Consider the following 18606-nt stretch of genomic DNA (forward strand, 5'->3'; position numbering starts at 1 on the left):
ATCATGACAACACATTACAATGGCTTTATCACTCGACACGGGTTGCCAGCCGCCATCACCATAGGTGGAATATCTTTGGTCACCACGCTACCCGCACCTATCACTGCACCTTGGCCAATCCGCACGCCGGGCAAGATAATGCAGCCATACCCCACCCATACATCATCTGCGATGTGTACGGGTTTCACAGAGATACGCTGCGCTTCACCCACTTGACCTCGCGCCGTCAATGCGTGCCCGCTTGAATCCATAACGACAACATTGGGACCAAACATCACATTGTTACCTATTGTGATGCGCTCATAACTGCAAATTGCGGTGCCTTGTAACGTACAATTATGACCAATTTCGATTCTCCCCAAGACGCCGCCAGCCAATCGATTACACGTTAGTTTTACCGGCGTATTGGGAAAGGCAGCACGGTGAGAAGAATCCATAAAGCAATCATCACCAATGGCAATTGCTGATTTGATCTCTTCATGTGTAAATGGCGTAGAGGCTACGTCATCTCTCTCGTCAATTGCTGTGATATAAATACGCGGGCAGCCCGATATGACCGCGCCACTTCCAATTTGCAGCTGTGTATACATCGTTGTATGAATATCATCACAACTGTGAGTTCCGTGCTGTTCTGGACACAACACAACATGGGTATCGTACTTAAACATATGCTTCGCTATGCTCCTGTGGTGGGCTTGTTTGACAACGAAACAACACCGACTCCCAGCCCATCTGACCATGGCTTAATAAATAAGTCGCTTTGCTCGGGTGCTTGTTGAAAATATAAAGACAATTTTGCCGAGAGGAGCGTTGATTATCCGTTGCTGAACGATCATGTGGCGCATGAATGGCCATAGCAGGTTGCAAATATTCGAATTGACAGCCTAATTTAAATAAACGGATCCCCAATTCAACATCTTCGCCACCCCAAGAGATAAATTGCTCATCAAAACCATGTAATGCCTCTAAAGCAGCCTTGGGAACAGATAAATGGCAAGTCCAACACAACAGCCATGGTAACTTTACATTGTTGAAGGATAAATTGTGCTGGCTTAGAGAGCGGTCTCTTGAATCATAAAACTCCGAGCGAGATGATAGCGCTTCAAACAAGCGAAAATGTGAGTCTAAATCGGTAAAGTCATGAGGCATCGCCCTATCGGATGCTTCAAACTCTTGCATGCCATACGCGCTGCCGATTAGTACTAAGTTTTCCACGCGATTATGATACTGATAATGACGTATGAGTAATTCGGGATGGGCGATAACCCCAGAGTCTAAAAATAAACAAAGCCCAAATTCGGCCAACTTAATGCCCTTATTCCGAGCGAGCGCAACTCTAAAACCATTATCTTCTTGAAAAATATATTTAATATTGAGCTTATTTTTATATGCAAAAACCACCTCTCGCGTATTATCTTTTGAGCCATCATCAACTACGATCACTTCAAAAGAAAATAAACCTTGGGTTAGTTGATGAGATAAAGAATGCAGCGTTTTATCAAGCAAAATACTACGATTATAAGTAGGAATAATTATTGAAACACCATCAAGCACCAACCACCTCCTTTAATCGATCATATTAACTTCGCGTAGTCACCATAACGCCAAATGGTATTAAAACCATATTTAGCATATATCGCAGCAGCATCAGACTGGTTAATAAAAACAGACTTTGCACCGCGCTTTTTTAAGTGCTTTATCGCTTCATCAAAAAGGTAATAAGCAATATTCTTCCCTCGATGTTCATTTGCCACACCTAACACGGCAGGCGCAGCACAATGTTCACCTAATATATTTAGCCAATTTGCACCACAAAAATACTCTCCTGGGTAGTGCAGAAGACAACTTGCTACAACTTTATTGTGTAAAGTAACAACCAGTACATTTTCAAATTTATCCTCTAAAACCAGCTGCTCATAAAACGGATACCAATGTGGAAAATAATGAGCAATAAATGCCAAAACAGCACTTTTTTGTTCCTCGCTCATCAGCGCGACAGACATGGCTTCGGGCTCATGTTTGCGTAACAAAAATGTGGGCGTTTGGTAGTGCTCGATATTGCGATATTGATCTAGCGAGTCTTTATGATTTCGCCAACCATTCGCTTCGAAGAATGCCACTGCATCGTTTAATGAATCAGGTAACGCACGCCATAGCGGCTGGCTTTGATGACTACATAAAGTCAGCTGCCTGACTCCATGAGATTTTGCTTGTTCTTCTAACGTCGACAACAAGAGTTGAGCGACTCCTTGACGCCGATAATTCGGCATAACGACCAACAGATACAGACTGAGTTCATCAGCAAATATTGCATAACTTGCATAAGCGATAATATCTCCATCAAGCCTGACGCGAAGAAGCTGCTTAGTCTCTAATATTGATTCATACTTTTGTTCGCAGATATCCCAACCTTTAATCATGGCCTGTTTCCAAAGCCCATAAGTTGGCACATAGCCAAATTCGATTTTTAGTCGCTCTTTATCCATACCCATCTCTAGCTAATTAGTTGCTTTAGAGTGACAAATTCATACCCTGATAATTTGGCTTTGCGAATCAGTGTATCTACGGCTTGCAATGTTGAGCTGCGATTTCCACCACCGTCATGCATTAAAATCACCGCGCCAGGATGCAAGTAGTCCAACGCATTGTTTGCAATTCGCTGCGGGTCATCATGATAGAACCAATCTTGCGTATCAATTGACCAAGCAACACTTTGATAGTTAAGCGTTGAAAGTAATTTCAGCTGCGCATCGGTAATGTCGCCAAATGCAGGTCTAAATAAGTCTGTATCAACGCCAACAAACTTATGAATTGTCTCTTTTGCTTTGAGTACTTGTAGATACTTAAAACTGAAATTGTGATGTGATGAAGCTCTTGCATGAGAAAATGTATGGTTACCAATAAGATGCCCTTGTCGTACTACGGCTCTTGCCAACGACTGTCGCTTGATGACTTGATTCGCAAGCATAAAGAATGTGGCTTTAACACGATGTTTCTTTAATATTTTTAATAATCCAGATGTATACTCAGAAGGACCATCATCGAATGTCAATGCGACTTTTTTTTTAGATTTATCACCACATAACACAAGCCCATGTTTTAATGTTGCTTGAAACTCAATACGCTCTAATGGAACTTGGCCTTGATTCTCTAGAAATGGCGTTCTTACTTTCTGTCCTTGCATAATCCCCCGTCCCACACATTTATTATTTACAGTATTAAATAACCACCTTATGGCCATAAAAAATTAAACTAATATGGAAACAGAAAAAATAATAGTGAATAAAATTCAACAACATTGTCATTTTCTACACAAACAGAGTGGCTTCCAAATAAAATAATCAACTCAATTTGCTCAAATAAATGTAGGGAAAGTAGAAATAAAGAAGAAGGAAAACGCTTTAAGAAACTGTAGCTACCAAGGTATAACTTTGATTTTCGTCGTACCACGCATTCGAAGTAGCTACAAGATGATTATTTATGGGCGCACGTTTTACATATTTATTGTATTAACCACACTGCCCAAGCCAAGGCTGTGCTAAGCAGGTATCACGCAATTGTGCCACATCGTTTAAACTAACTTGTGCTGCATCATATTCTGCCTGCGCACTAGCTTGCTCTTGTTCTGTTGCTACAGCCAAAAATGCTTCTGCGCGTTGTAGTCTTCTCACTGCGGCACCATAGCGCTCTTCAACACCACGCCAAATACCTTCATACTGGGCGCCATCCTCAATATTAATTGTTTGCGCAATATCAAAATGACCCGACTCTTCATACTCTTTGGTGATGATACTGCGTGGTTGTTTAGGTAACGAATTCAGTTCATTGCTCAACTCACCACCAAATGCGTAGTCAGCTAATGCTTGCAGCGTTTTTAAACAAGGTGAGATATTTTCACCGCGGCAATGCTGCGGGTTACTATTGAGGATCTGCTGCAACTTTGGCGTCAAAGGCCCATTAGAGTTTGCATCGATACTCAATACCGCATTTTGTGCAAATCGCTCTATTTCCTTCACCTTGGTTTTGGTTTTTTTGAAAAACAGCACGCGAATTTTTATTTTGGTGACAAACTTTTTATAATCCGCTTCCGATTTAAAATGCAATCTTGCATTGATGAACAAATCGCGCCCGTAGTTCACTTGATATATAAAGTCATCACCACATTGTGTGGCACCTTTCACCACTTGTCTATCTTCTAGCGTACTATGACCTTGCGATAGTTTGAGGTGTAATTGTGAGGTCAGGCTGAGATTGTCTGTTGCGTTTCTGTGCGTGATTGACGTAGATACACTGCCTGCCACAATAAACAAATTAACGCCGCCATGTACCTCACCAAAAGTTCTTCGTCTAATTTGTGTTTCATCCAAGCGTTGTAAATAGTCCAATTGCCCAGATGTTTTAGAATGAAACTTCACTTTACCAGTTAGGCATTTATCTGCACCTTGATGCAGTGCGGTATTAAAAGCGCGCCCTAAATCCAGCTCATCAAACTTATCGCTATAGTAGCGCTGTGCTTGCACGTTAAACGCAGCCAACATCAACAGAAAATTCAAGACCATTGATCTCATGGGTTCTCCTTAGCAATAAAATAAAAGAAGCGATGACTCACTTCTTTTATTTTTGGATGCATTTAATCAAGGTTAAAACTGCGTGTCATAGGTGCTTAACGCCCCTTCACACAAACGCCAGTTCACAATACCAACGGCTGGTGCACTGGTGTTGATGAACGTCGGTGCCCAACGCATGTTGCGATATTTAACGCTCTCTTCCTCACTTACCACACCTGCACGAACGGCTTCTTGACGCGCTAATTCACACTGTTTCCAGTCCAAACGGTCTGATTGTGGTAATTGCAGTTGTGTCACGTCATAGCTTGCAGGACATGTTTTGCCACGGCGCGTACAGTCGTCTTTCATTTTTTGCACTTCGTCTTCACACGATGTACCAAATGGATTATCACGACAGAATTGCGCTGCGTTATACAAGAACCACGCATTGTCGTAGGCTAAGTTTTGGATAGTTTTAACTGCCGTTTGCTGCGATTCAGGCAAGTAAGCATAGTAGCTCGTCAATAAGCTCGTCGCGCGCTGCTCATCTAAAACCGCTTGCTTAAAGTCATCTTCCAGCTCGCTGATCAACCACTTAGTCGCATTACGAATAGTTTGGTAATCTGCGACCAATGGACGAAGTGCCAGTGATGAGTTGTCATAACGTGTGGTGTAGTAACGCACAACATTATAATCAGTCAACGAGTTAAGCTGTGCCCCAAAGCCTGATTTGGCGTACTTCACCGCTTCTTGGAACATATCAAAACATGGCGTTGGGTTATCCAGCGAACAAGTAATGATGTTGTTTGGAATGATACTCAACAGCTGCTTTGGATCACCGCCATTTTGAATAGCACGCACCGTGATCTTTACCGATGACTTCGTATCATCTTGTAAATATTTCAGTTGGCCGCCCACATTGAAAACACCACCATATAGGTCCACATCTAAATAACCACCGATCTCAGACTTATCTTTGTTGCTACCGTAATCAATCTTCAGGTTAACCATGATGTTGGCACCATATTCGATAGCTGTTACAAACTCATCGCCTGCTAACTGCTGCAATTTAGCTTGGTGCTTATTCGCAATTTCATCGCCAGCTTGAGACAAGGTGTAACCCACATTCGAGTCCTGTGGTAAAAACAGACGTTTCTTAGGCGTGCTGTTGGCACTGAAAGTATACGAGCTTGAATAAGTGCTCGACGCCATTTCTTTGGCAAGTGACGCCCCCGCAGAGACGCGTACCACAGGGAAGTTAACGTCTAAATCAACACTACCATTGAGGGTGCTAAGCAAGTCGTCGTAGCTCATATCAATGCCGGTTTTGAAGGTCACTTCGGTGTTACCAAAAGTTTCATCAATACGGCCTGATACCGGTTGTACGTTTAAAAAGCGTTTTGTTTGGCTATCGTACGCTGTGCCAATTGCAATATGATCATTAATTAGGCCTGAAATAGCAGAACCTGAGTTAATGCCTTCTTTTGCTGTCATGTCTGGCCCTTTCGCTAGAGCCGTACCACTGCCCAGTGTTAGCAGTAGCATCGTTGAATAAATAGGTTTCATAGTTCTGTCCTTAACGAATTGTCACCAAGTAATCTTCTACCTCTCCGTATTGAATACGCTTACACGCATCATCGGAGCCGCCACCAGCATCGGTCGCCACACGCATCAGCGTTACGCCTTCAGGCAGATCGGTGGGTACTTCAAAAGCAAATTGGAAAACACCATCTGACGCTGATTTATAAACCATTTCAGATTCACTCAGCTGGCCATCTTGGTTCCAATCAATCCATACTCGTAGTGCTACATACGAAGGATATTGCGGCTCTTTGTTACCCGGTGTCACTGACATTTTTACAGCGCGTCCAGCAGGTAAGGTGATCACTTTGCCCGTTACGGCGGTGTAACTGTGGCTCATTGATTCATGGCCAAACTCTTCCACTGTGACTTTAGAGATCCACTCCCATTCATTGTCATAGCTTTGGTTTTCACAATACTGATTAGCAAGTAGCGTTGTTTGCAAAGCAACGGGCACATACTCTGGCGGCATCGTGCTACAGGCATCGTGTTCACTGTTACCCGCTCGCCAGTCATAAGGATTGCTAAAGTCGCTGTTCGCGAATGTAAGGTACTGAGCGCGTCCTTTTGCTAACTTGTCATTAGACAACCATAAAGTGCGCAGCTGCTTCAGCTTTTCTTCTTTACTGATAATCTGAGTGGTGTCATGAGATTGCTCCCAAATTTCCACCAAAAGTCCGTCATAGCACTTTTCTAACCAAGCAAAACGCCCTTGTGCTTGTGATACGGTGAGTAAATCGCCTACTTCGTTATAGTTTGCGTTTTGTTCAAGTTCATCGTTCGCTTGCACGCCAACAGATGCGCACAGTACCGCTGTGCTCATTAATACACGTTTGATCATGGTTGTTTCCTTACTTCAATACGTCGCTGTAACTGCTGTAATCATTGTAATAAGCCAAGTTAGCCGCTTCATACTCGATACAGTAGTTGCCCTCAGGGTTTTGCTCACAGTAGTCCACCATATCGGCGAACAAATTAGCATTGTTACGGCTAGCCGATTCGATATCACTTAATTGATTCAACTGCTCATTGGTAAATTGTGATGCGTAATAACGTTGTAGATTTTTCGCGCGGCGATAAGTTAGGCGCTCATCAATCCAACGTGCAGTCAACTCTTTTACTACCAACTTGGTGAGATAGTTGGCTGCTACGTACCCTTGCTGTGGTACCAATGTTTGTAGTGCTGGACCCGAATCTTGATAATTAGCGATATAAGCTTCGGTGACATTGTAATCATCTAGCGAGTCAAACTGATTGATATAGTCATTTTTCAAATAGTTGATTGCAGACTCAAACAGTTGGAAACAAGGCTCTGGGTTAAGTAGGGTACAGCGCATAATGCCATTAGGAATGATATTCAACAAACGATTTGGCTCACCACCACTTTGGTAACCGCTAATGGTGATTTTCACCGATTGACGTTTGCTGTCATCCAATTTTTGTAGCTGTCCATCAACCTTCACCTTGCCGATCCAATCAACGCTTAAGTAACCACCAATTGAACGTTTATCTACCTCGTTGCGGTAATCAATTTTCATGTTGATCACCACATTAGAGCCATATGCAAAACCGTGTACAAAGCCATCACCTAAGTTGTTTTCTTTGTTTCCCGGTTGTGCAACCGCAAGATCAGTCGCCGCCTGCGTTGGTTCAAAACCAATATTGCCACTTGGCACTAACATGCGCGATTTGGGTTTCATTGACGAGTACACGGTGTAAGTGCCCGTGTACTTGTCAGCACTAATATCTTTGGCGTAATTGGCACCCGCATCCACACGTACGGCCGGAAATTTAAAGCCCGCATCCACTTTACCATCAATGAGTTTGAGCGCCTGTTCATAACCCAAATCTACACCGACACGAAAGTCGATTTTGCTATTTCCAAGGTGTTCAGCTTGCGCACCTTTAACAGACTGTAAACCTAAATAACTTTGCCCTTTGCTTAAATAAGCAGTGCCCAATGGCACAGCATCGATATTGTCACTTTTAACGCCCATTAGTTGCTCGTCTAACACCGACTCGTTAGCAAAAGCGGTTGACGCGCATAAGGTCGCGATAAGCAAATTCATGTATTTCATTTTTTTCATTGTTCACTCCTTGAGATGGCCCTTTCGGGCCATACCCGTTACTTGATGCTGTTTAAGTAATCTTTGTGCCAAGATTCAGGTAAACGATTCAGAACATCCTGCTCAGTTTCAGTTTCATTCTTGAATTCATTGATGCTTTGCATTGCCAGATCGCCCACTTGGAAACCGTTTGCGAACATACTGAAGGTTTCGCCTTCCAGATATCTTGGGTCATCCTTGCTGCGCCCTAAGCGTAGGTTGTATACCTTGTCTTTGAACTTAACTTCTTTGATTTTGCTAACAAACTCAATGCCATCTTGGGTTTGAATACGATCACCCAGTTGTACTTCGTTAGCCCAAATAGATTCGCCTGATTGCATGATCACCGGGTGTGATTCGGTCAATAACAGTTTCTTCCCTGAACGCGTTCTGAGCTCAATCATAGGCAGCACTTCAACACCGACTGAAATATCTTTAATTTCAAGCGCTAAGTGATTTGCGGTATTGTATTGGCTGGCACCTAAAACATGATCGCCCACTTTAAGTGTTTCGATAGGCACTTGCTTACCGTTAGGCACAGTGATCATGCTACCTTCAGCTAGACAGCTATACACGATTTGCATCTGCGGATAATCAATATTTTCCCAAGAACCTAAACCAGCAGAACCGATGACTATAGTGCCTTCACGAGCGGCCTGTCCTGGACGCGGTTCACTGTCTACCGCAATATTCATGATCCAGTTAGCATCTTGGTAGCGGCCGTAAAGCGTGGCATCACCAAACACACCTTGGTTGCGAGGAATATTCCATGACAGTTTAGTTTTAGTGCGGCGACCAAACGGGATGTATTCTAATTTAATGTTATCAGCAAAGAAGTTCTGAATATCTGAGTATTGATCACCAGAAATGGAAGTTGCCCCACCACCCTCTTTCGTTTGAATGAAGATATTTGTACCAAAATCAATTAGTTCAGGTTTCGTGACTTTTGGACCTGGCACTAAGCTTACACTGCCATCAGCTTCGACCTTTGCATCCAATACGCTCCAATCTGGGCGATAAATACGTGTCACCTTACCCATCAACATGTATTCACCAACAAATGGGATCTTTAACTTTAACTGATCATTTGGCGTATTTGTTGGGTACATATTTTCGTAGTCACAGTCACCGTAGTCGCGATTTAAGCAAACAATGATCTTGTTATCTGGCGTACCTTCCGTTTTCGATGTTGTGTCTTTTGGATGACTGATAGACGGACCGAAATCTGTTTGTAATGTGCCCACATCTTGCGTACTCATCATCGCATCGTCTTGTGCAAGCTCAGGTACCGCTAAGCCTAACTGCGCTAATAGCGTATCTTTCGAATACTCTACTTTTGAGTTTTTGTCTTCAACAATTTCGTTACCCAACGCGTCGGTGTACACCACAGTCACCCAGGCGTCGGCATAAATGCGCTCGGCACTTTGTAACTTGTTCAAGGCATCGCTTAAACGTGCCGCTGAATAAATCGATTTACGCTTTTTATTGTCCACGTCATCACCAAAGTACTCAGAGTAGCGTGGTAACGTGATTGGCTGGCCTTTTTCGTTAACCAAAGTGATATCAATCATCGTGTAGTCAGTGCTAATGCGCTCACTGTTTAGTGCTGAAACAATCAAATACTCTTCATTAGTACCCGGTAAAGTCGCAACTTCAACCCCCATATGTTTGAAAAACGAACATAAGCTAGCCGTGTGCACATTACAGTTACCGTCGTTAGTCGAGATGCTCGCTGCTGTCGATAGCTTGTTCTTTAATCCGCGCGCATGTTGCTTGTCGATCACGTTGAAAAGGTGAGGTCTATTTTGCTCATTCAAACCATATTTATGTAAGCGAGCTTTAAGCGCTTGGATATTCTGCTTTTTCGAAAGGTCCGTAGTGACAGCACCTTGATTGATCTTAAGTACTGGGGCGTTAACCTGCGCCGAAGTCGCAACTGGTTGCGCTTGAACCAGTGATGAAGCGGCTCCCAGAGCCAACGCGACGGATAAGCTGATAAGTTTCATTTATTAATCCCTTTTTTATTAGTAAATAGTCATATTGAACTTTTTTGAGCACAGGCTCAGGAGCCTTGCATCCATAGATGCAAGGACCCTTACTGCTTGAAAAAGAAATAATTAGTAACGTGTAACCGTGAATTTTAAGTCTGTGACTTCGCCATAGTGGAAGTTATGACAGCCATCTTGACCTTTGTTGGCCTGAGGTAACTCTTCAAGGCGTGCTCGTATCACATAGTCTTTCGATGACCACCACACGTCCGGTAAGAACAGAGATTGACTCGCCGTAATGGTGCAGCGCCCCGACACGCAATGCTTGGTGTAGTTACTATTCATATCACTGAAGTTTTCTTCACCCGCTTCAAATTTTTCATCGCGATCTTGGTCTAACCAAATCGTAAATCTCAGGTCCGTTTCACGATTTTCGATGAGGCGTTTAGCGGTACTTTCACTGATCTCATTGGTGACAATATCCACAGTCAGTTCTTGACGACGAAGAAACTCCAGATCCGTGTTCAGTTCACTGTATGCGCTGCTATTGGTTCCTGAGGCGCCTGACACCGTTTTTCTGTCTAGAATGGAAGTCCACATTTTAATGTCATCAATGTATAGGGCATCGGCGTTATCAGGGTTGCTGATCCCAACCACGCACTGTTGTGGCTTTGTGAGCGAAATTGACTTACGAACAACGTTCGATTCATTGCTGCCATCTTGATAACTCACTTTGAGTTCAATGGTATAGTTGCCAGCCGTTTGTGGATAACTGATGGTGCCTGGGTTTTTCAACGTACTGGTTTCACCAAAACCAAAGTCCCATTCGTATTTAGGTTGACGCAGCTCATTCACAACGGAGGTATTAGTAAACTTAACGGCGTTGTTTGCCAAAATTTGGTAGTCAAACCCAGCGCTAATAGGCAGTTCAGGCACATCTATTTGAGTTTTAATATCCACAACCTGCGCCAGTTTGGTGTGACCACAGGTATCATAGAAGTTGTACTCGCTACCAATGGCAACACGTAGCATACTTACACCCGCATTGATATTGTCTGGTAGTTTAAAGCGAACCTCACCGGTAGAGCCGATTAATTGGCCATCTAATACACGCTCATCCGCAGTGAATAAGCCGTCTCGATTACTATCCACGAGTACCGTAGCGCGCTGTTCACTGAGGCCAGCTGGCACACTTACAACATGCTCGTTGTGACGATTCAGCGTCACCGTCTCGGACAAAATACTTTGATAACGTGTGCCATCTAGAGAAAATTGATTGCTGTTTACCGTCAAACTGTTGGTGTGAACACGTCCTTGATTGAAATAAGGTTCACATGCGGCTCCCACAGCGCGACTGTAATAATGACGATAACCTACTTTTTGTTGGCCATCTTTTTTCGTCACGGCCAGTTTGAAACGGATCAGTTCAGATTCATTGACCTTACGCTCGCGTTCAAGGAACGGATAAATATCAACGCCTGTGCCCGATTGCCACGTTTCTTGGTTACCATCACCCCACAGCACTTCCAACTTATCTATTTGTGATGAAGGGATTGACGATAAACGATATTTTACCGTGTCGTAATTGATTGAGCTGTCCACATCCAATGATGATAACTGCGAGTTACTGGCAATAATCCCCACCGAATGCAAGGTTTGATCAAGCTGCGATTTCAACAACGTCTCGCTGCCATACTCGGTAAAGTTACGCGTTTGCGATAATAAACATTGTCCCGCATCGGCAATACTGTTACCCGGGAAAAAACACTCAACATTGGCACGTAAGAACAACTTAAATGTTTGTTCAATTGTCCAGCCTTGCGTTTTAACTAGCTCGTAAAATGCTTTTCTAAGCACGCCACCCGTGTGATAGATGGATAAACCTGCCTGGTAGTCCTTGAAGTGGTCAATACTACCTCCATCCCACGATGGCATTTCAAAAAAGCGGGCACCTTTGTCTTCATACATCACATCCCAGCCGTACCACCATTTACGGTTTTGCTGATAACTATCTTGCGTATCTTTTGTTTGCTCGGCAAACTGTGTTGACTGGGTGTAAGCACCGCTCGCATGCCTTTGTAAATAATCAAGCACGGCCACACTGGCTATATCTGAGAATGCTTCGTTAATCGCGCCGTCTTGACCTGAAGAACCAAGACGACTATTCCAATACGTTACCGCGTGGCTCGCTTCATGCGCCACAACATCTAACGTTGTATGGAAATAATGTGTGCCACCATAGTTCCCAGTACCATAGTTAACATGCGTGTCATCCCAACTTGCTTGCGTATTACCAAACGTATTGTTACCCACATTCTGCTTGAGTTGTTTCAAACAATAGCCCGACGTCGAACACGAGACCCCTTGCGCTGGGTACATTTCACTCAACAAACTATGGTAGAACTGCATGACCACGCCCGCATTGAAATGTGCTTCGTTCACCGCTAAATAACTGAAGTAATTGTAATATTGATCTTCAATCGCTTGCTTATTGAAATGCTCGTTATTCACACCACAGGTGTAACTCGCAGCCACTGATTTATCGTTTAAATAATCAATGGTTTGTACATAAGGGTTTTCCAACGTACAGGTGTCACCCGCTTTGCTCACAACGAACGGATAACCAGAGAAGGCAGAGAAAATTGCCGCATTCTGCACCTGAAACTGCAACTCTTTTCCTTTTGGACTCATAGAATCAAACTGGTAATTTATGCAGTTGTTCATACTGTTAGGCTCGGGTGAATAACAAATCGCCCCCAGCTTTTCATTACCGCCAATACCGCCCCCCGCCACGAGGGTGGATGCATCATTGAGCTTATCTAAATCTTGCTCACGACTGATCACATCCAAAGTTCTCGCATCCAGAAGATAACGATAAACCTGTTCGCCATCGGCAATTTTCATGACCAACACAGCTTGCAATTGACTCTTGTTGACTTGATAAGCACGTGATAGCTCAGCCCTGTCGGTTGCAATCTCTAAACGATTAGCAATGTCACTCAATAACGAAGTATTGGATTGTAAGAAGCGCTTTGGCGGTAAAAGCGTTTTTTCATGCGTACTTACCAGCGCACGTCCAAATGCTTGCTGCGTGCTACCCGTACTATCTTTATGCATCACAAATCGGCTGTCTAACACAGGCCACTGGCCAACAAACGTTTGATAGTGCTCATATTCACCTTGCGCACCCGTTCTTTTTAACAACTTGTGATGTATTGCAAACCCATCTTTTTGGGTATCACCGGCTTCTAACGCAAGCGCTTGCTCAACCTTATTCCAAAGGTGTGCTTGATTTAGCAATGGCTGCATCTGTGCTGCATGACCTGCAAAAGCAACACAACTACCTGCCACCAAAATCGAAAGCTTATTCATTGCAACTCCTTTTTGATTCTTTTTGGAGAATAACCCAGCCACAGTTGTGACTATCTTAGGAGATAGAGTAATGCATCAAATTTAACAATTGAATAACAAAAAAGTGTGTATAATGTTAACGTTTGAGTAAGTGCTTGATGAGGTTAAAAAATAAACATGAGTTTTTACTCAGTCGAATTGTGATATTGCGATGAATAAAATATTCCACACTAAAAAGTAATGTAAATTAGGTACTGAATTGGTAAAAATGGTTGAGTGTAATGCCTACGAAGTAGGCTATTTATTGAGTTTTAAAGGGGAATGGGCGTAGCAGCTACTTACCAACTTCACAGGACGCAATACTTTAGCTGCTACTTTCGGTCGCTTTAAGCGCGGATACAAACATACTGCCTAACGACTGTATCCGGCTTTTTGACAATGTTTATATGGCATTGATAACCATGTTGCTCGGTATATTTGTGAATTTCACGGATCACGGCAGCTTTAGTTTCATCAAATGCCATATCATCAACGCGCGCGATATCAAATATTAGCTGCTCATTAGCCCCGTGTTTAATGGTGACTTCTCTAATATTTTCGCATGCAATATGTGAATACATTAGACACATCCATATGGGTTTTTCATTACTATCAGTACCAATAAGTACTCTCGTTTTCGGCTGCTCGTTATTCATTTCTCGCTGACTTACTGCGTCGTCCATATTTGCACTCATCGCATGGCTAACAGCGCTTAGGCACATTCCAAATATCACTGCCAGTAACTTTCCTTTTTCATGCATTTTCATTCATCCCTTCCATTATTTATATTCACATACTGTTGTTTTAGAAACACTTTTATCTGAGCCTGTGTAAGATACAGAACAATCTTTAGCCAACATCTTAAGATATTGGTTAACAGCCCCTTCTATTTTTAGCGTCATCGGTTCCAAAGACCAATTTCCTACATCAACCAACGTAAACGTGATTTCACTGTTATGCCCCAAGCGAGCAGATAAGCGAGCCTGCTTTGTGCAACCATCACGGGTAATAAAACACAGTTCAATAGGCTGTCGTAATGCCTCATCTTCAAAGCGCATTACGTAAAACAGGCTATTTTCTTTGGTCAGCTTTTGCTTTATCTCATAAAATATTTTACTGGGGTCATATGAATTGAGCGAAGTAGAGAGAATTTCACTGGCTTTATTGTCTAGCTTAACGATTTTCAGACCCGATTTCCCCTCAATATACTGATAGCTTTTGCCTTCTAACGTTGCGACAACCCAAGCATAAAATGCATCTATGGGATCTTGCTCCTTGGATACCAGTAAAAGTAGAGAGGCCATACCTTCTCCATCCGCGTAGGCAATAATGGGGATTTGCTCAGATTTTTGGTTATAGATAAAGTAGCTATCAGCAATTGTATTGTTGTTTACTTGCTCTGCAAATGAGAGGGGTTCTGCGGCATAAGTCGTAACAGCAAATAGCCATAGAGAGAGTGTAAATCGCGGCTTATTCATATCAGTATCCTTTGAGTACATACAGTAAAAGACTGCTTTGGCATCATGCCAATATCTTAGGAGCATACGAATAAATATTTTTTTGATCAACAAAATTTACATTAAATTTACTAAATTCATTATTGATCGAACTTACGCTTAGAGCTTTACAACGAGTTAAGAATTAGTCCCATAATGATTCGCACCTCGGGCGATATAACGCAGTTGCCAAATCAATCTTTCAGTCAGTTCTAAACGCTGCTGCGTGTCTTGATCGAGGGCTTCGGCACCGGCATTAAATACTAAGGTCACCATGGCTTCGGCTTGAATATAGGCATGCATTTGATTGCACGGGGTTTCGGTTTCAAGGTAGTGTGCAAGCTCTAAAATAAAATGCTTTATTTCTCGTGCCACGGCAGCACGAAACGCTTTTGAAGTGCCTGAACGTTCTCGCAATAACAATCTAAATTGGTTGCTGGAGGTATCAATAAACTCCATAAAGGTTTCAACAGAAGTGATGATCACACTACCACCACTGGCAATTCTGCGACGTGCTTGACGCATTAACTGACGTAAAGTGAGTCCCGCTTCATCCACCATAGTTAAACCTAGCTCGTTCATATCTTTGAAATGTCGATAAAAAGAAGTAGGCGCAATGCCTGCTTCACGAGCTACTTCGCGCAAGCTTAAGTTGGAAAAGCTATGTTCTGCACTAAGCTGATTAAAGGCAGCCTCAATTAACGCTTGCCTAGTTTTTTGTTTTTGTTGTGCACGAACACCCGACATTTTGACACTCCAATGGCGACTTTTTTAAAACGAACCCAAGTCTAATACTTGACGGGGGAAGAATGAAAGATTATTTTAGCGTACAAGTGTACGCTGAAATTCAACTAACTTGACTTAATCATGAAAAAACCACCACTCATTTGGACCAATGTTTTATTCTTTAGCTTGTCATTTTTGGCAGCTGTAACGCTTGTACCTTGGTACGGCTTTACCTATGGATTTACTGCTACTCATTGGGTAGCTTTTGTTGTGTGTATGTTTTATGCCGGTTTATCAATTACTGCTGGTTACCACCGCCTTTGGGCGCATAAAGCGTATGACGCCCACCCTGTGATGCAGTGGATATTTGCCCTAGGTGGTGCATTCGCACTACAAAATAGTGCACTGCATTGGAGTAGTGACCACCGCGTTCATCATGGTCAGGTAGACGACCCCGTTAAAGACCCGTATGCGGCAACCAATGGTTTTTGGTTTAGCCACATTGGTTGGATGCTACGTGACTATCAAGGCCAAAGCTATGGCGATTACTCAAATGCAAGAGACTTACAACGTAATAACATCGTGATGTTTCAGCATCGCCATTATCTTAAGTTAGTGCTGCTGACCAATATTGGTATTCCACTGGCATTGGGCTTATTGTTTACCACAGGTTGGATTGAGGTGTTAGGCATGTTGCTATTAGCAGGCGTATTACGCTTAGTATTGAGCCAGCATTTCACCTTTTTCATCAATTCGTTAGCGCATATTTGGGGCTCACGTCCTTACACTGAGAAAAATACCGCCCGTGACAATGGCTTTTTAGCCTTGTTCACTTATGGTGAGGGTTATCATAACTTCCATCATATTTTTGCCAGTGACTACCGCAATGGCATTCGTTGGTACCACTACGATCCAACCAAATGGATGATACGCGCGATGGCCGCTGTTGGCTTAGCGAAAAAACTAAAACGCACACCTGTTGAGCGAATTGAAAAAGCCAAGGCAGAAACCTTGCTACTCAAGACGAAAGTACGCCTAGCAAAATTGCCTTTAGCGCAAGATAAGCTTACATTGTTACAACAAGAGTATGAATTGCTTCTAAAAAAATTACAGACATTTTGCACCGTGCAAAAGCAATTAATTGAAGCAAAAAAAGACTCCATGCTTGAGCATTACGACAAGTCGGCACTGATGAAGCAATATCAGGAACTAGAAGCGGCTTGGCAATCACAAAAACAAGCGTGGTTAGCATTAAATGCGAGGCTGTTAAAACCGTCTTTTAGTTAATTTGACGGCCTCGACAAACAGTGAGGAGAGGCCGTGGCTAAGCCAAAGCAAAAATCAGCACCCGTCGAAGAGACGTTTCAATACGACGCTATCATTATCGGCACTGGCCCCGGAGGTGAAGGGGCCGCGATGAACCTGTCAAAAAGTAATAAAAAGGTCGCGGTGATCGAGCGCCAAGAAGCCGTAGGCGGGGGCTGTGTACATTGGGGTACCATCCCATCAAAAGCACTGCGCCATTCTGTTAGCCGCTTGATTGAATACAAAGCCAATCCACTGTATCGCTTTACTGAACGACCACAGCGTCATACCTTTCAAGACATTTTGAATCATGCCAGCACGGTCATTTCTAAACAGTCCAATTTACGCAGCAGTTTTTACGAGCGTAACCGCATTCATCTTTATCAAGGCAATGCCAGCTTTGTTGACCCCAACACCATCAAAGTTGAGCACGTGGATGGCTCGCAAGAGATCCTCACCGCACAGACCATCGTGATTGCCACAGGTTCAAGACCTTATCGTCCACCAGAAGTCGACTTCACACACCCTCGCGTGTACGACAGCGACACGATTTTAAGTCTTGAGCACAATCCTCAGCGGGTTTTAATTTACGGTGCGGGCGTCATTGGCTGTGAATATGCTTCTATTTTTAAAGGGTTAGGCGCAAAGGTTGATTTGGTCAACACGCGAGACCGTCTACTGGCTTTTATGGATGCTGAAATATCCGATGCATTAAGCTATCACTTTTGGAACAGCGGTATTGTTATTCGCCACAATGAAGAGTTTGCCAAAATAGAACCGCGCGATGACGGGGTGGTATTGCATTTACAATCGGGTAAACGTGTAAAAGCCGACTGTATTCTGTTTGCCAATGGCCGTACCGGCAACACCCAAGATCTCAACCTTGAAGCAATTGGTTTGAAAGCCGATGGCCGCGGCCAGTTAAAAGTGAACGAGAACTATCAAACAGACGTTGCAAACGTGTATGCGGTAGGTGATGTAATAGGCTACCCAAGCCTTGCCAGTGCCGCATTTGACCAAGGTCGTATTGCCGCCGATGCCATCGCTCATGGCGAATGTGCGGATAAGCTCATCATTGATATTCCCGCGGGCATTTATACCATTCCTGAAATGAGCTCAGTGGGCAAAACAGAACAACAGCTCACTGCTGCAAAAATTCCTTATGAAGTGGGCAGAGCGCAGTTTAAGCACCTTGCCAGAGCACAGATCACGGGGACCGAAGTGGGCAGCTTAAAACTGCTATTTCATGCAGAAACCAAAGAGCTATTAGGCGTGCATTGTTTTGGCGAACGCGCTTCTGAAATTGTGCATATCGGTCAAGCAATTATGGAACAAAAAGGTCCTGGCAATAACATCGAGTATTTTGTTAATACGACCTTTAACTATCCAACCATGGCTGAAGCCTATCGGGTAGCAGCGCTGAATGGTTTAAACCGTTTATGTGACTAACCCGCCACTTTTTAACATG

The 18606-nt window shown here is 43.3% G+C and carries 15 protein-coding genes; 2 read left to right on the forward strand and 13 right to left on the reverse strand.

Annotated elements, in window-relative coordinates:
• Positions 1 to 14 precede the first annotated feature (14 nt).
• The 13 genes from AC5FX4_RS00800 to fabR all read right to left on the reverse strand — a co-directional run bounded on the left by AC5FX4_RS00800 (position 15) and on the right by fabR (position 15854).
• Positions 15 to 668 (reverse strand): DapH/DapD/GlmU-related protein, encoded by a 654-nt coding sequence (locus AC5FX4_RS00800; protein WP_493604665.1) that lies wholly within the window; start codon positions 666 to 668, stop codon positions 15 to 17.
• Positions 661 to 1554, reverse strand: coding sequence for a glycosyltransferase (locus AC5FX4_RS00805; protein WP_493604666.1), 894 nt, complete (start codon positions 1552 to 1554; stop codon positions 661 to 663). The genes AC5FX4_RS00800 and AC5FX4_RS00805 overlap by 8 nt, the downstream gene beginning before the upstream one ends.
• Positions 1555 to 1574: 20 nt before the next feature.
• Positions 1575 to 2486: a GNAT family N-acetyltransferase gene (locus AC5FX4_RS00810; protein WP_493604667.1), complete on the reverse strand. Its 912-nt coding sequence runs from the start codon at positions 2484 to 2486 to the stop codon at positions 1575 to 1577.
• A gap of 8 nt (positions 2487 to 2494) precedes the next feature.
• Positions 2495 to 3184, reverse strand: a complete 690-nt coding sequence (locus AC5FX4_RS00815) for a polysaccharide deacetylase family protein (protein ID WP_493604668.1) — start codon at positions 3182 to 3184, stop codon at positions 2495 to 2497.
• Between the two features lie 325 nt (positions 3185 to 3509).
• Positions 3510 to 4568, reverse strand: coding sequence for a hypothetical protein (locus AC5FX4_RS00820; protein ID WP_493604669.1), 1059 nt, complete (start codon positions 4566 to 4568; stop codon positions 3510 to 3512).
• Between the two features lie 72 nt (positions 4569 to 4640).
• On the reverse strand, positions 4641 to 6113 hold the full coding sequence (locus AC5FX4_RS00825) for an internalin (RefSeq protein WP_493604670.1): 1473 nt from the start codon (positions 6111 to 6113) through the stop codon (positions 4641 to 4643).
• A 10-nt stretch (positions 6114 to 6123) separates the two neighbouring features.
• Entirely contained in the window at positions 6124 to 6969 is an 846-nt protein-coding gene (locus AC5FX4_RS00830; protein ID WP_493604671.1) for a GEVED domain-containing protein, read from the reverse strand.
• A 10-nt stretch (positions 6970 to 6979) separates the two neighbouring features.
• A complete protein-coding gene (locus tag AC5FX4_RS00835) occupies positions 6980 to 8215 on the reverse strand; it encodes a hypothetical protein (RefSeq protein WP_493604672.1) in 1236 nt (411 codons plus the stop codon).
• A 38-nt stretch (positions 8216 to 8253) separates the two neighbouring features.
• Positions 8254 to 10239 (reverse strand): Hint domain-containing protein, encoded by a 1986-nt coding sequence (locus tag AC5FX4_RS00840; protein WP_493604673.1) that lies wholly within the window; start codon positions 10237 to 10239, stop codon positions 8254 to 8256.
• Between the two features lie 111 nt (positions 10240 to 10350).
• Positions 10351 to 13593, reverse strand: a complete 3243-nt coding sequence (locus tag AC5FX4_RS00845) for a M4 family metallopeptidase (protein ID WP_493604674.1) — start codon at positions 13591 to 13593, stop codon at positions 10351 to 10353.
• Between the two features lie 365 nt (positions 13594 to 13958).
• A complete protein-coding gene (locus AC5FX4_RS00850) occupies positions 13959 to 14378 on the reverse strand; it encodes a hypothetical protein (RefSeq protein ID WP_493604675.1) in 420 nt (139 codons plus the stop codon).
• 12 nt (positions 14379 to 14390) lie between these two features.
• Positions 14391 to 15089: a hypothetical protein gene (locus AC5FX4_RS00855; protein WP_493604676.1), complete on the reverse strand. Its 699-nt coding sequence runs from the start codon at positions 15087 to 15089 to the stop codon at positions 14391 to 14393.
• Between the two features lie 156 nt (positions 15090 to 15245).
• Positions 15246 to 15854: an HTH-type transcriptional repressor FabR gene (fabR, locus tag AC5FX4_RS00860; RefSeq protein WP_493604677.1), complete on the reverse strand. Its 609-nt coding sequence runs from the start codon at positions 15852 to 15854 to the stop codon at positions 15246 to 15248.
• Positions 15855 to 15974: 120 nt separating this feature from the next.
• Between fabR and AC5FX4_RS00865 the strand changes: the two genes are divergently transcribed.
• A complete protein-coding gene (locus tag AC5FX4_RS00865) occupies positions 15975 to 17120 on the forward strand; it encodes an acyl-CoA desaturase (protein WP_493604678.1) in 1146 nt (381 codons plus the stop codon).
• Positions 17121 to 17153: 33 nt separating this feature from the next.
• The gene (sthA, locus tag AC5FX4_RS00870) at positions 17154 to 18587 is read left to right on the forward strand and encodes a Si-specific NAD(P)(+) transhydrogenase (RefSeq protein ID WP_493604679.1); all 1434 of its coding nucleotides are present in this window, start codon (positions 17154 to 17156) and stop codon (positions 18585 to 18587) included.
• Positions 18588 to 18606: the final 19 nt, after the last annotated feature.

It is taken from the genome of Pseudoalteromonas sp. ATL1, assembly GCF_058933015.1.

Bases quoted from the DNA above. Each gene is read 5' to 3' on its own strand.
- AC5FX4_RS00855 (WP_493604676.1), bottom strand. From the start codon at position 15,089: ATGAATAAGCCGCGATTTACACTCTCTCTATGGCTATTTGCTGTTACG.
- AC5FX4_RS00810 (WP_493604667.1), bottom strand. From the start codon at position 2,486: ATGGATAAAGAGCGACTAAAAATCGAATTTGGCTATGTGCCAACTTAT.
- fabR (WP_493604677.1), bottom strand. From the start codon at position 15,854: ATGTCGGGTGTTCGTGCACAACAAAAACAAAAAACTAGGCAAGCGTTA.
- AC5FX4_RS00845 (WP_493604674.1), bottom strand. From the start codon at position 13,593: ATGAATAAGCTTTCGATTTTGGTGGCAGGTAGTTGTGTTGCTTTTGCA.
- AC5FX4_RS00865 (WP_493604678.1), top strand. From the start codon at position 15,975: ATGAAAAAACCACCACTCATTTGGACCAATGTTTTATTCTTTAGCTTG.
- AC5FX4_RS00825 (WP_493604670.1), bottom strand. From the start codon at position 6,113: ATGAAACCTATTTATTCAACGATGCTACTGCTAACACTGGGCAGTGGT.
- AC5FX4_RS00840 (WP_493604673.1), bottom strand. From the start codon at position 10,239: ATGAAACTTATCAGCTTATCCGTCGCGTTGGCTCTGGGAGCCGCTTCA.
- AC5FX4_RS00850 (WP_493604675.1), bottom strand. From the start codon at position 14,378: ATGAAAATGCATGAAAAAGGAAAGTTACTGGCAGTGATATTTGGAATG.
- AC5FX4_RS00800 (WP_493604665.1), bottom strand. From the start codon at position 668: ATGTTTAAGTACGATACCCATGTTGTGTTGTGTCCAGAACAGCACGGA.
- AC5FX4_RS00835 (WP_493604672.1), bottom strand. From the start codon at position 8,215: ATGAAAAAAATGAAATACATGAATTTGCTTATCGCGACCTTATGCGCG.
- AC5FX4_RS00815 (WP_493604668.1), bottom strand. From the start codon at position 3,184: ATGCAAGGACAGAAAGTAAGAACGCCATTTCTAGAGAATCAAGGCCAA.
- AC5FX4_RS00830 (WP_493604671.1), bottom strand. From the start codon at position 6,969: ATGATCAAACGTGTATTAATGAGCACAGCGGTACTGTGCGCATCTGTT.
- AC5FX4_RS00820 (WP_493604669.1), bottom strand. From the start codon at position 4,568: ATGAGATCAATGGTCTTGAATTTTCTGTTGATGTTGGCTGCGTTTAAC.